The sequence below is a fragment of the Mesorhizobium sp. B2-5-13 genome (genome assembly GCF_006440535.1).
GTDB lineage: Bacteria > Pseudomonadota > Alphaproteobacteria > Rhizobiales > Rhizobiaceae > Mesorhizobium > Mesorhizobium salmacidum.
Genome location: NZ_VFUI01000045.1, coordinates 1 through 12997, shown reverse-complemented (window position 1 = coordinate 12997; position 12997 = coordinate 1). Strand labels below are relative to the sequence as shown.

General features: G+C 58.4%; 10 protein-coding genes and 1 pseudogene. 6 read left to right on the top strand and 5 right to left on the bottom strand.

What is annotated here, in order from left to right; genetic code table 11:
- Positions 1–264, top strand: a pseudogene (locus FJ434_RS29545) (hypothetical protein); the annotation flags it as partial.
- A gap of 66 nt (positions 265–330) precedes the next feature.
- The gene (locus tag FJ434_RS29540; RefSeq protein WP_140753081.1) at positions 331–2160 is read left to right on the top strand and encodes a rhamnan synthesis F family protein; all 1830 of its coding nucleotides are present in this window, start codon (positions 331–333) and stop codon (positions 2158–2160) included.
- Positions 2161–2192: 32 nt separating this feature from the next.
- Here FJ434_RS29540 and FJ434_RS29535 read toward each other — a convergent pair whose 3' ends face one another.
- From FJ434_RS29535 to FJ434_RS29525, 3 genes are all read right to left on the bottom strand, one after another.
- Positions 2193–3338 (bottom strand): acyltransferase, encoded by a 1146-nt coding sequence (locus FJ434_RS29535; protein WP_181166180.1) that lies wholly within the window; start codon positions 3336–3338, stop codon positions 2193–2195.
- A 205-nt stretch (positions 3339–3543) separates the two neighbouring features.
- Positions 3544–4245 (bottom strand): ABC transporter ATP-binding protein, encoded by a 702-nt coding sequence (locus tag FJ434_RS29530; RefSeq protein WP_140717940.1) that lies wholly within the window; start codon positions 4243–4245, stop codon positions 3544–3546.
- Between the two features lie 5 nt (positions 4246–4250).
- Positions 4251–5138, bottom strand: coding sequence for an ABC transporter permease (locus tag FJ434_RS29525; protein WP_246678432.1), 888 nt, complete (start codon positions 5136–5138; stop codon positions 4251–4253).
- 318 nt (positions 5139–5456) lie between these two features.
- Here FJ434_RS29525 and FJ434_RS29520 point away from each other — a divergent pair, with 318 nt between their 5' ends.
- The 3 genes from FJ434_RS29520 to FJ434_RS29505 all read left to right on the top strand — a co-directional run bounded on the left by FJ434_RS29520 (position 5457) and on the right by FJ434_RS29505 (position 9158).
- The gene (locus tag FJ434_RS29520; protein WP_181166181.1) at positions 5457–7445 is read left to right on the top strand and encodes a nucleoside-diphosphate sugar epimerase/dehydratase; all 1989 of its coding nucleotides are present in this window, start codon (positions 5457–5459) and stop codon (positions 7443–7445) included.
- A gap of 119 nt (positions 7446–7564) precedes the next feature.
- A complete protein-coding gene (locus FJ434_RS29510; RefSeq protein ID WP_140717938.1) occupies positions 7565–8497 on the top strand; it encodes a glycosyltransferase family 2 protein in 933 nt (310 codons plus the stop codon).
- A gap of 121 nt (positions 8498–8618) precedes the next feature.
- On the top strand, positions 8619–9158 hold the full coding sequence (locus tag FJ434_RS29505) for a sugar transferase (protein WP_140510482.1): 540 nt from the start codon (positions 8619–8621) through the stop codon (positions 9156–9158).
- 45 nt (positions 9159–9203) lie between these two features.
- Here FJ434_RS29505 and FJ434_RS29500 read toward each other — a convergent pair whose 3' ends face one another.
- Both FJ434_RS29500 and FJ434_RS29495 read right to left on the bottom strand, forming a co-directional pair.
- Positions 9204–10151: an NAD-dependent epimerase/dehydratase family protein gene (locus tag FJ434_RS29500; RefSeq protein ID WP_140753085.1), complete on the bottom strand. Its 948-nt coding sequence runs from the start codon at positions 10149–10151 to the stop codon at positions 9204–9206.
- Between the two features lie 17 nt (positions 10152–10168).
- Positions 10169–11494, bottom strand: coding sequence for an O-antigen ligase (locus tag FJ434_RS29495; RefSeq protein WP_140753087.1), 1326 nt, complete (start codon positions 11492–11494; stop codon positions 10169–10171).
- 467 nt (positions 11495–11961) lie between these two features.
- Between FJ434_RS29495 and cysD the strand changes: the two genes are divergently transcribed.
- The gene (gene cysD / locus FJ434_RS29490) at positions 11962–12867 is read left to right on the top strand and encodes a sulfate adenylyltransferase subunit CysD (protein WP_140510434.1); all 906 of its coding nucleotides are present in this window, start codon (positions 11962–11964) and stop codon (positions 12865–12867) included.
- Positions 12868–12997: the final 130 nt, after the last annotated feature.

The following is a 12997-nucleotide window of genomic DNA, read 5'->3' as shown; positions in this document are numbered from 1 at the left end:
GCGCACAACTACACCATGCTGGAGTTCAAGCTGCAAAAGCTTGCCAGCCTGATGCCCTCAGGCGACTTCCAGTGGCAGTGTCATATGTTGTCTGAGTGGAAAAAGGCCGGCTATCCCTCGGCAAACAGTCTATCAGTGCGCCATTCTCTGGCCGGGCTCAATTTCGCCGTTAAAAATTCGCTGAAGTTCAGAGCGCCTGTCTTGTTCAAAATACTCAGGCCGATCCATCGCGGCATGGCCTCCCTTTTCAAGCCGAAATCGTAACACTTCGTAACGAAAAAGGCATACGCATGCGGATCATCTATCAAGCCACCAGAGAGAGAGAGGCTGATGAGGCGTCTGGCCATTGCATTTTACTACGATCAATACGGCAAGGTAGATGATTACTATTTTCACCTGATTGCGTCGATTCGGCCTTTTGTCGAGAAACTCCTAGTGGTTTGCAACGGCCCGGTTGATAAAGAAGCTCAGTCTCGGCTTTCCGAGACAGCTGATAGCGTCCTGATCAGGGAAAACAAAGGGTTCGATGTTTGGGCCTATCGAACTGGCCTCGAACACATCGGATGGGGTGAGCTTTCACACTTCGACGAGATTTTGCTTTTCAACCACACCTTCTACGGGCCGATTTTTCCGTTCTCGGAAATGTTTTCGGAGATGGACCGACGAAGCTGTGATTTTTGGGGAATCTCCGCTCACAGGGCGATGAGACCCAATCCCATCGACGTCAGAAGATCGGAACTGCCCTTTCACCTCAACTCCCATTTCATCGCGGTGCGGCGGTCCCTGCATCAGTCGAAAGCATTTCGTGACTATTGGGACCAGATGGCGCCCATCAACTCCTATATGGATTCAGTCGCGAAGCATGAAACGGTGTTCACGGAACATTTCCAGGCCTTGGGCTTCACCAGTTCGGTGCTGCTCGATCCGGAACGATATAAGACACCATACCCGGTTTTCATGGAGCCGGACAAAACGCTGGAGGACCGTAGCCCGATCCTGAAGCGACGCCTCTTTTTTCATGACACGCTGGCGCTCGAGCGCGAGGCCATCAACCTGCCGCGTGCCTTGGAGATCATAGAAAACCAATCAGATTACGATTTGTCACTGATATGGAAAAGCGTTGGCCGTCTTGGCCCACCTCGTACGCTAAATGGCAATGCGGCGTTGCTCTCCGTCCTGCCGGACACCCGCATTGGCATGCAAAGGAATTGGGACAATTACCGGATAGCGGTTCTTGCGCATATATATCACGTTGACATGCTCGATGAGATACTGGGCTACGCCGAAAACGTGCCGAAGGGCCACGATCTGATCATCACGACCAACAATACCAACAAGCAGGCGTTGATCCAACAAGCGGTCGCGAAGGCGCCGAACGCCAGAAGCTCGATAGTTATGGTCGTTCCAAACGACGGCAGGGACACTTCAGCTCTCCTTGTCGGGTGCCGGGACTACATACTTGAGGACCGCTACGACCTGATCTGCCGTATCCATTCAAAACGCTCTCCCCAGGACGGCCCAAGGGGAGAGTTGTTTAAGCTTCACAATTTCGACAACCTTCTTCACACGACTGGGTATGTTGAAAATTTGCTGGAGCTCTTTGTTCACAATCCAGCGCTCGGTCTGGTGATGCCGCCAGTGGTGCATATCGGCTATCCGACCTTAGGAAATGGATGGGCCGGTAACAAAGCCAGTGTTGAAAAGCTGGCCAGACAGCTGCGCCTGATCGTTCATTTGGACGATAGTACGCCCATCGCGCCTTATGGTGGGATGTACTGGTTTCGCCCCGCAGCTTTAAAGAAGCTTTTCGGACAGAAATGGAACTGGGATGACTTTGCCAATTTGGATTATCGGGATGGGAGTTTGGCCCACGCCCTAGAGCGGATCCTAGCCTATGTCGCAATCGACGCCGGATATACCTTCCGCCACGTTATGACTGAGGGGCACGCTGCTCATAACTACGTTATGCTGGAGGCCAAACTGCAGGCATTGTGCGCCAATGGAGCTCCGGTGGAATTTGGAAACTTGGGGGTGAGAAGAGCCTTTCATGGCCTCATCTTCTCGATCAAGCGATCAATCGTGACCAGATCGCCAACAGCGTTCAGGGTCCTCAGGCCACTCCATCGCTGCCTGCAAAGGATAATTACACGTAGAGGTTAGTAGTCGGCTTTCCTGCCCCTTCTGAGGCTGCGTCACGAACGACCAGTCGGGCGCTCTTTTCGTCCTGCTAAACGAGAGGCAAGCCGCTTGCCCATGTTGTTAGTCCATCTTTCCCAGCCATAGTAGGTCAGCGCGGCGACCGGAAGGACGCACATCAACGTCAACGCAAAGCAGGAAGCAAACGTTTCTATCCTGCCCCCTCCCGATGCCTGTATCTGCTTGTAGACTGGGAACAGGGAAACGATGATCGGGCTGTGAACGAGATAAACCGAGTAGCTGATGTCACCGATCCAAACCGTGGCTTTGTTGACCAGAATCCGGATCGGATAAAGGGCCAGACCGATGACAAGGCAGGCGAACATGACGCCTAGCCAATGGTACGGCTCGATGAAGGGCACCGAACCTCCTACTATCGCATAGAACTGCACTGGCACCGAGGCCAGCAATGCGGCACCAATCTGCTTGCTGTTGGGTCGGTCTCTGAGCAAGGGCAATCCCCAAAAAGCTACGAAACCGAACATGAAAATCGGCAGGTGGTGAAAGATCGAATACATCTGGTAATTGGCCGGGTCTACGGTGAACATGGACACCGTCATGCTGAAGACCTTTGCAATCGCCAGACTGAGGAGCATTGCCGTCGTCGCCATCCAGATGCTCTTCGTGCGGGCGTAGACGAGTGGGAAGATCACATAAAACATCATCTCCGTGCCGATCGTCCACCCGGCAAGAACTACTGACGTCTGATGGCCATACCCCGGCACAAGGTTGAAGATGAACGTCACGTTTGTGAGGATTGTATTGGCGTTGAGCGGGAACCCGGCGGGATTGGAGTTGAAGCTTTCGCCGGCCGGCTCGAAGGCGGAAAGCAGTGTGAATGCGACTAGCAGATAAAAAAGCGGGGCAATGCGAAAGAAGCGGCGCAAGGCAAAACCCAAGAGCGGCCGCTGCTCGTCAGCATGACTGGGCTGCATCAGGCAAAGAGAGAACGTGCTGACGACGAAAAACAGTTGGACTCCCCAAACGCCATTGGCCACGTAGAGATCCAGCCAGGGCGGCAAATCCATGACAGGCTGCGGCATGTGGGCGACATGGACCGATATGACCCAAAGAGCCGCGATGCCCCGCAAGGCGCTGAGATAGGCGTATCGAACCTGTGTCTTCGTTTCAGATGTATGCACTGGGTGCCCACATAATGGTGATGATTGTCGACTATAGGGATTGAAGCTGGGGGGCAACTTGACCTCTCGTTAGTTGCCGGCTTGCGGGGTCAGCCTCGGGCAAGACCACCTATCAGTCGAAATGGTGCCGTTAGCCGCAATTGCGCGACGTGAGTAGCGCATCGCGATCATGGCTCGACCTTAATATCAAATATCGTGAGGCGCCTTAAGTAAGCGATTCCACCCGGCCAGCGCGAAGTGTCATTTTCTTCGTGCAGACGCGCTGGATCAGCGCGTCGTCGTGGCTGGCCAGCACGATGATGCCGGCCTTTTCCGCCAATTCGTCCATCCGCCGTTTGGCCTTGTCCTGGAATGAGGCGTCGCCGGCGCCGATCCATTCGTCCATCAGCAGAATCTCAGGCTCGAGCGTGGTCGCTGCCGCAAATGCCAGCCGCGCCGCCATACCTTGGCTGTAAGCCTTGAATGGCAGGTCGATGAAGTCGCCCAGTTCGCTGAAATCGATTATTTCTTCCATCTTCTCTTCGATCTCGGCCTTCGTCCAGCCGCTGATCAATCCCCTCAGCACGATGTTCCTGCGGCCAGTGGCCTCGGGTCGGAAACCTATACTGATGTTGAACAGCGCATCGACCTTGCCGGCGATGGACATCGTGCCGCCCGTTGGCTGGTAGATTCCGTATAGAACCTTGAGCAGGGTGGTCTTACCGGCGCCATTGGGGCCGACAAGCCCTAACCGGTCGCCCGCCTTGAGCTCGAAGCTGACACCGTCGAGCGCCTGCACGACCTGTTTGGTGCCCGCCTTTGCTATGTTGCCGCCAAGAGCGCTGCGACGCCGGCCAGGCGCCGAAAGCGTCAGCTTTTCAAACAGCCGATAGACGAGGCTGACATTGTTCAGTTTGATGGAGGTCATGTGGCTCAGATCAGGAAAACGACGTGCTTGCGGTAACGGCCCAGCAGCAGCAACGCAATAGCCCAGGCGCCGATACAGATGTAACCTGTCACCGCCAGAGCATGCGTCGGAAAGATGCCCGCCGTGATCGGTTCACGCACGCCCTCAAGGAAGTAGGTGAACGGATTCCAATGGTAGGCATACTTTTGGATGCCTTCTTGCCCGCTATAGACCCAAAAGACCGGCGTCAAGAACATGCCAACCCGCATCATGTTGCCGACGATGAACTCACTGTCGGGAAAAAAAGCGCCCAAGAACGCGAAGATCATGACAAATGCAGGAGTTGCCAGGACGATAAGCAGCAGACCCAGCAACGACAACAGCCAGTTCGTGTCGATGCCGTAACCGCTCAACAACAGAATAAGAACGCACCCCGCCAGCGAATAACCAGCCCGGATGACGCTTTGCATCGTCAATCGCATCACGTACACGAACAACGGCAGTGTCGTGCCTTGAATGAAGCTCGCCTCGCGCTGGAAGAGCGACACGCTCACGGTGATTGTTTCGCTGAGATAGAACCATACCAGCATGCCGATGGCTACGTAGGCTATGTAGCTGGGGTTGCTCGCGTCCTTGGTGACGAAAACAAAGACAAACGTGCCGACGAAAGCGAAATAGTTGACCAGCATCCAAAGCGGGCCGAGTGTCGTGCGTCTGTGCTGGTCGCCAATGTCTTCATGGGCAAGCGCCACCCAGACCCGGTGTAATTTCATGGCTTTTGAGATGTCGTCAAAAGCCCCGTTTAGTGCAGCAATCATAGCTGGGAGTATCGCAATCTGTTGTTTCGGCGCATTGTCCTTCGCTGGCCATAGCGAACCACCAAGCCCCTGTCTAATAGCCGTTTCGATGGACATATGGCAACGCATTGCGTCCTAGCGGGGTCTGGAGCAGAGTCAACTGCGGCAAAACTGGACACACATGCTGATGACGTACTCTTTATAAGAAATGGCTAATGTGGACTTCGCGGCAATTTTCCACGAATCGGGCTTCATGCTTCCCTTGCCCCCTCATTCTTCCAAAAAAAACATCTGGCTATGCCTCGTCCCCCGCAGTATGCGATACAGCAGGCGAGGGCCGGAGATGCTACTTGGAAGTGTGACGGTCACGAATGATTTCTCGTGTTCACACTTTGCTGGTAGTCATGCCGACAGTCTGGAGTTTAGTGCTGCCTAATGAATACTTCCCTGGAAGCTGTGTTCGGACTCAGGCCCGGGATGCGGCGTGCCTTCATCATGGTCCAGGACGTGGCCATGGTCCTGGTCGCGGTCGCGCTCAGTCTCGTCCTGTCGCGGTCGGATCTTTCGTTCGGCGCGCTCTCCACGGAGGGTCTATTCACCTGGGCCGGCATCGTGCTCATCAGCCATCTGCTGTTCAGATATTGCGGCCTCTACACCACGGTCTGGCGCTTCGCCTCGACGCCTGATTTCTTCAACATCCTGAAGAGCTGCGCGATCCTGACCTTCGTGCTCTACGCCGTTTCGTTGGTCGTACGTTTCTTCCAGCCGGTCGCGGGCCTCAACGAGCGCCAGTTCATCGTCTTCCTGCTCGTCTCCTTCACCATCATCTCGGCGCCCCGGCTGTTCTACCGCTTCCTGCGTGACGGCGCGAGCTGGGGTATTTTGAACCGTAAAGCCGACACGGCGCGAACCAAGCAGGCCCTGTTCGTCGGGCGGCTCGGCGAGGCCGACCTGATCATTCGTTTCACGCGTACGGCGCAGCCCGCCGAGCATTCCATCGTCGGCATCATGGCGACCGAGCGTGGCGCGCCGCTGGGCACGCGCATTCAAGGGGTTCCCGTGGTGGCGACCCGGCCGCGCCTGATCGATGTCCTGGAGGACTATGCGACCGGCAGCAAGAGCCTCGATCTGCTGATTTTCGGCAGCGGCGCCGAACATGAGATCGAGGAATATTCCGAGCTGGTCCGCGTCGCGCGTCACGGCGACATCGGGGTCGTGCAGTTCGCTGGGCTTTCGCAGGTGGGCCAGGAGGGAAAGCTCGTTCTCGATGCCGTCGAGATGGAGACGATCCTGCGCCGCCCGACTGTGCCGTCCGACATCGAGCGCATCGGCGCCTTCGTCGGCGGCAAGCGCGTCCTGGTCACGGGAGGCGCCGGTTCCATCGGGCGAACGCTGGTCAAGCGGTCGTTGGAGCTTGGAGCCGAGGCCGTGCTGGTCGCCGACAATTCCGAATTCGGCATCTTCCAGCTGAGCCAGTATGTCGACGAGAAAGACCATGACCGCCTCAAGGTCCGCATCGTCGATGTCGCGGACAGGCGCCAGATGACGCGCGTCGTCACAGAGTTCAGACCCGACATCCTCTTCCATGCCGCGGCGCTGAAGCATGTTCCGCTGCTGGAGGAGAACTGGGAATCGGCCATCCAGACCAACGTTTTCGGCACGCTCGTCTGCGCCGAGGTCGCCGCCAAATGCGGCGTGGCGCAATTCGTCATGGTCTCGAGCGACAAGGCCGTCGATCCGACGTCCGTGCTCGGCATGACCAAGCGGGCCGCCGAACAGATCGTCAGCGCCCTGCATGAAACGCCGGCCGGCGAACCGGGCGGCCGCCGCGCCGCCACCAAGTTCATCGCGGTGCGCTTCGGTAACGTCTTCGGCAGCAATGGCTCGGTGGCGACCATATTCCAGGCGCAGATCGAGGCCGGTGGGCCGGTCACCATAACCGACCGCCGCATGACGCGCTATTTCATGACTGTCGCCGAGGCCGTCGATCTCGTCATCATGTCGGCGGCCGATGCCGCGTCGCGGCCGGCCGACCAGGACTACGCCGTCTACATGCTCGACATGGGTAAGCCCGTGCCGATCGTCGAAGTGGCCGAAACGATGATCCGGATGGCGGGAAAAAGCCCCTATACGGACATTCCAATCCGCTTCACGGGCATCCGGCCGGGCGAAAAGCTCCACGAGACCCTTCACGGCGAAGACGAGGAATTGGTCGAGCTCAGTATTGCCAAGATTTTTGGCCTGAGCACCGATGTCGCGCAGTGGTCGGATGTCCAGGCAGCACTTGCGGCGTTGCAGCAATCCATGAAGAGCCAGGACAAGGCCGCCTCGCTCAGCATCCTGGCCGATCTCGACCGCGCGACGAAGACAAGGGCGAGCGCGCGGCAGGACACGGTCCCGAAGACGGCCGGGCAGGCGAGCTAAAGCAATTCCAGGAAAAGTGCGTAGCGGTTTTCCGTCCGGAATTGCGCAAAGGCAAGAGATGAGCAATTCCGGGAAAAGTGCGTAGCGGTTTTCCTCGCGCAGCAAGGCGTTTGACATCAGTGGGTAAGACAGATCTGCGCATTGCCGTCCTGATGGCCACGAAGGACGGCGCCGCCTTCATCGACGAGCAAGTGCAGTCGCTGCTCGACCAGTCCCATCCTCTGGTCGACCTCTGGATATCCGACGACGGCTCCGTCGATGGCACAGTTGCCATCGTCGAAGCCTGGAAGCCCCGCTGGGCAAAAGGTCGGATAAATTTGGTGGAAGGGCCGCGGCAAGGCTTTGCCGCCAATTTCCGGTCGATGATCCTTGACCCGCGCATTGACGCGGATTGTTACGCCTTCAGCGATCAGGACGATGTCTGGGAGCCCGACAGGCTTGAAAGCGCCCTTGCCTGGATGCGGACATTTGACGTGGCGCAACCGCTGATGTTCTGCTCGCGAACCGCGACCATGACCGAAACCGGAGGCCTGGTCGGCCATTCGCCGCTGTTTAGCCGCCCGCCGGCCTTCCGCAACGCGCTGGTGCAAAGCATTGCCGGCGGCAACACCATCCTGCTCAACCGCGCCGCCCGCGATCTGTTGGCCAAGGCCTCCGCTCGCACCGGTTTCGTCAGCCATGATTGGTGGGCCTATCTGATCGTCACCGGTGCCGGCGGCGTCGTCCGCTACGATCCGCGACCATTGGTGCGCTACCGCCAGCATGCGGCAAACCTGGTCGGCGCCAATGCATCGTGGCAGGCGCGGATCTCGCGGCTCGGCCGCCTCTTCAAGGGCCAGTTCGCGGACTGGACCGATCTCAATCTCGCCGGCCTTGCCGTCAATCGCGACCTCCTTACGACGGATGCGCTGACATGCCTCGATTTGTTCGCGAACGGTCGGCAAGGTAGCCTTTTCCAACGCCTGGGCGCCCTGCACAAAAGCGGCGTCTATCGACAGACTTTTGCCGGGACCCTTGGACTCTATCTCGCCTTTATCCTGGGTCGTATCTGAATATTGCGGACTGTGTGGCGGCGCTTGGTCAGGAACGCGACCTCATGCTACGCCGACCGGATTGATGGGTTTCGCTCGAGGTTGCCGGGTGAAGCCCTGGCAGGGAGCCCATCGGCCACTCATGACGACAGCCAAGAAAATCTTCGATATCGCCGGTGCGGCTGTGCTGCTGGTGGCATCCTCTCCGATTCTGTTTCTTGCCATTCTTGCCGTCCGTGCATCGTCGCCTGGTCCGGTGATTTTTTCCCAAACGCGGGTTGGCCGCGAAGGTGCGCTTTTTCGCTGCCACAAGTTGAGGACGATGTACCAGGGAACGCCATCCTTGCCCTCGCATGAAACCCCGGTGAGCGCCGTGACATCGGTTGGAAAGGGCTTGCGGAAATTCAAGCTCGACGAGTTGCCGCAACTCTGGAATGTCCTGCGCGGCGAAATGAGCCTGGTCGGGCCGCGTCCCTGCCTGCCGACCCAAACAGAACTGATCGAATACCGCAGGCGGCTCGGGGTTTTGCAGGCTCTCCCCGGAATGACAGGCTTGGCCCAGATCAGGGGCATCGACATGTCGAACCCGCAACTTCTGGCCGAAATCGATGCCAGCTATCTCAGGACCGCGTCGTTCTGGCTCGACCTTCGAATCTTGTTCGGAACGCTCTATCGCGGCTGAGCGCGCCGTGCTCCAGAAGCAAAAAACCAGTCCTTGGACCAGTGGTCAAACGGGAAGTCGGGACTTTCGGAGCCGCGCTATCTCGGTCAGCCTTTCCAGTGTGCTGGATTCCGGCGCCCAGCCTTGCGAGGCAAGCAGGGAAGGGTCGCATATCTGTGTCGCCGTCAGGCTGTCCCAGAACAGCCGCTTGCCAAGCAGTATGGCAGCCGCCCGCATCGGTTCGGCCGGCATTGGCACCAGGCGGGTCGGCCTCCCGAAACCGCGGCGAAAGGTACCGATGATGGCAGCGACGGAAACCGGCGGCACGTCGCTGGCGGTATAGACCGGATGAAGCGGCTGCGAATGGCAAAGCAGATGCCACGCCGCCCGTGCCGCCGATTGCGATGACAGCAGCGAGCGGTTTGCCGTCAACGCGCCTGTCGGGATCGGCAGAGCCGTATCGGCGAGCCGCATCAGCGTCGCCAGGTTTCCTTTCATGCCGATCCCGTAGACCGGAGGCAGCCGCAATATGGCGGCGTCGGCACGGCCATGCGAGGCGTAGGCCTCCAGCACCGCGATTTCTGCTTCGCGCTTCGAGCGCCCGTAGGCGTCTTGCGGTTCGGGGACCGTGTTTTCGCCGATCGTTGCGCTGGCACGCGCGCCGATCACGGCCCGGATCGAGGAAAGATGGATGAACCGTCCACTTGCCTGCGTGGCGGCGGCATGTGCTAGACGTGCGCTCAATTGCGCATTGGCTGCCCGAAAATCGGCTTCGGTGGCATTGCCCTGGTCATTGTTCAGACCCGCGCAATGGACGATATCCGTCACATCCCTGGTCAGCGCCAGGAAAGCCGCGGCCGGCGCATCGAAACCCGGCATCGGCATGGCGTCGGACCCCGCATCAAGTCTCTCCGGCCGGCGGGAGGCGAGGCGAAGCTCGACACCGGCCTCACGAAGTCGGTGGACCATCTGGCGGCCGATGAAGCCCGTCGCGCCCGTAACCAGGACTTTCATTGTCTTGCCCGGACCGGCTATCGAGCGGCTGGCCGGGGTGCCAGGCCCTCTACTGATGGAACGGCTTGGCTGTTTGTTGGTGAAACCGTCCGTGCTTCCACCAACGCGGCCTGGCGCCCACATGCAAGATATGTTCCCGACACCAGGAAAACCATAAAGACCGAGTCCAGAATGTCATGGCCGATCAGGATGCCTGTCATTCCGGCGGTCAGATAGGTGATCACGACGACAATAATCATGGTGGCGCCGAACCGCTCGATCGGATCGGCGCTGTCGCGAAGGACCCGGGCGGCATTTCTGGCGGCAACTACAAAGATCGCCGCCAGCGTCACCGCACCCAGGATTCCCGCTTGCACCAAGGCGGTCAGGAAGCCGTTATGGAAATGACTGAAGCCTTCGTCCATCCCGAACTGGTCCTGAAAGCCCTGCTTGATCAAGACGTGAGTGGCCCCCACCCCATGTCCGAAAAATGGCATCTCCCGAAATGCCTTCAGGCCGATATCCCAAAGCGCGACGCGCGATCCCAGAGCAGTCGTGTGGTCACCATGGGCCGCCAGCGCATCCCAGTCGGAGTGCAGAAATGCAACACGCCCCGCTATCGTCTGGAACCCGAAAAACGCGATTGTGACTGCGATCGCGGCCAGCAGCAAAAGCACGCGAACGGCATTTCTCCCTCTCAGCCTCTGCTGGTTGATCAGCAGAACGGCGATACCGGCAATCAGCAGCGCCAGCCAGACGATGCGCGTACCGGAGTAGATAATGGCGACCGTTCCGCCGAGTGCAGCGCAGATGAGGGCGATCCTGTACCTCTCTATACCGGATAGGACAGCAGCCACGCAGGTCACCACTGCAAGGCAGAGGACCTCGGCGAAAACGATCGCATTCCCGGCCCCGCCCTCGGCGCGTATGCCAAGCCGATACTGCTGATAGACCGCCAGCAGCAGCGCCCCGAAACAGGCAGCCATGCTGGCCAGCACAATGATGCGGACGAGCGTTGCCTTCTGCGTAATGCTCCAGGTCGAATAGGAGATGGGAAAAAACAGAAAGGTGATCAGCGGGATAAGATGCCGCGCGTCCTTGACGATCGCGTGGTTGACGAGGGACGCCAGGACATTGCTTGCGCAATAGGCATAGATCGCGATCGTCAGCGGCATCATCGCGCGGTCGACATTGAAGCGTCTTCTCTTCAAGGCGATCAACAGGACGGACCACAAGCCGCCGCCATTGAACACGAAGCTAACCACCGATCCCAGGACCGGGGGAGAAAAGAAGCAGAGAATGGAGAAGTAGATATTGATCCGCGAAGGCGTGAATTGCTGCCTAATGGATGAAAGCCGGTTCAATTTTCGGACCTGCTATTCCAGAGAGATTTTATGCGGCACATCTTCGAAAGTGCTCGCCTCGAAACTGCCCGTGCTTCATCACGCACTTGCCCACTCTCGAAAAGCGTATAGCGGCTGGGTCGCTGTTTCGATAGTGCGTCCGGATCGATTGCCGTCGAAATCCCGTATTCGGGGCCGGTTGACCCCTGCGGCGCCGCCGCGGCGCTCTCACAGGCAATATTTTTCCTGCCTTTCCCAGCTGGAGGCCCTTCAAGCAGAAATTTCCGGATTTTGCCACAAGCATGGAAAATTCATTCCCGAACCGACTGCAGCCGGGCTCGTCCTGCATTGTTCTGGGCCGCGACGATCTGCTAGAACGCCCGAACGAAACACTTTGTCCAGAAGCGAAGCTTGAAGCGGGCGCAAAAAGGCTCGATGATTTGACGCAGTAACTTCTGTTGCAAGGCACGAGAGAACGCTCACGGTCCATGATATCAGCGCTTACGCATCTGCAGCGGCTTGAAGCCGAGTCCATCCACATATTCCGCGAGGTCGCGGCCGCTTTCACCAAGCCGGTTATGCTCTATTCCGTCGGCAAGGATTCGTCGGTGCTGATGCATCTGGCGATGAAGGCGTTCTATCCGGCCAAGCCGCCATTCCCCTTTCTTCACGTCGACACCACCTGGAAATTTCGCGAGATGATCGCATTTCGCGATCAGATGGCGCAGAAGCTGGGGTTCGACCTTCTGGTTCATGTCAACGAAGACGGCGTGCGCGACAACATCAATCCGTTCGATCACGGTTCGAACACCCACACCCATGTGATGAAGACCGTGGCGTTGCGCCAGGCGCTCGACAAATACGGCTTCGATGCCGCCTTTGGAGGCGCCCGCCGCGACGAGGAAAAGTCGCGCGCCAAGGAGCGCATCTTCTCTTTCCGCAATGCCCAGCATGTGTGGGATCCGAAGAACCAGCGGCCCGAGATGTGGAAGATCTTCAACACTCGCATCGCGCAGGGTGAATCGATCCGCGTCTTCCCCTTGTCGAACTGGACCGAGCTCGACATCTGGCAATACATTCTGCAGGAAAACATCCCGATCGTGCCGCTCTATTTCGCCAAGCAGCGGCCGGTCGTCGAACGCGATGGCATGTTGATCCTCAAGGACGATGATCGCATGAAGCTGCTGCCCGGCGAGGTCGTGGAGAACCGGTTGGTGCGATTCCGCACGCTTGGTTGCTATCCGCTGACCGGCGCCATCGAATCCGACGCCGACACGCTCGAAGCCATCGTCGGCGAGATGCTGACGGCACGCACATCCGAACGGCAGGGTCGCCTGATCGACCGCGATGAAGCCGGTTCGATGGAAAAGAAGAAGCGCGAGGGATACTTCTGACCATGCGCCACATCATGGCGAAAAGCCTCGCTCCCACGGACGGCGTCCGCGACTATCTGGCCGCGCAGGAGAAGAAGTCGCTGCTGCGCTTTCTGACCTGCGGTTCGGTGGATGACGGCAAGTCGACGTT

What these genes read in the sequence shown, in the direction of transcription:
- FJ434_RS29505 (WP_140510482.1), top strand. Translation starts at nt 8,619, where the DNA reads ATGACGACAGCCAAGAAAATCTTCGATATCGCCGGTGCGGCTGTGCTG.
- cysD (WP_140510434.1), top strand. Translation starts at nt 11,962, where the DNA reads ATGATATCAGCGCTTACGCATCTGCAGCGGCTTGAAGCCGAGTCCATC.
- FJ434_RS29525 (WP_246678432.1), bottom strand. Translation starts at nt 5,138, where the DNA reads ATGTCCATCGAAACGGCTATTAGACAGGGGCTTGGTGGTTCGCTATGG.
- FJ434_RS29520 (WP_181166181.1), top strand. Translation starts at nt 5,457, where the DNA reads ATGAATACTTCCCTGGAAGCTGTGTTCGGACTCAGGCCCGGGATGCGG.
- FJ434_RS29500 (WP_140753085.1), bottom strand. Translation starts at nt 10,151, where the DNA reads ATGAAAGTCCTGGTTACGGGCGCGACGGGCTTCATCGGCCGCCAGATG.
- FJ434_RS29540 (WP_140753081.1), top strand. Translation starts at nt 331, where the DNA reads ATGAGGCGTCTGGCCATTGCATTTTACTACGATCAATACGGCAAGGTA.
- FJ434_RS29530 (WP_140717940.1), bottom strand. Translation starts at nt 4,245, where the DNA reads ATGACCTCCATCAAACTGAACAATGTCAGCCTCGTCTATCGGCTGTTT.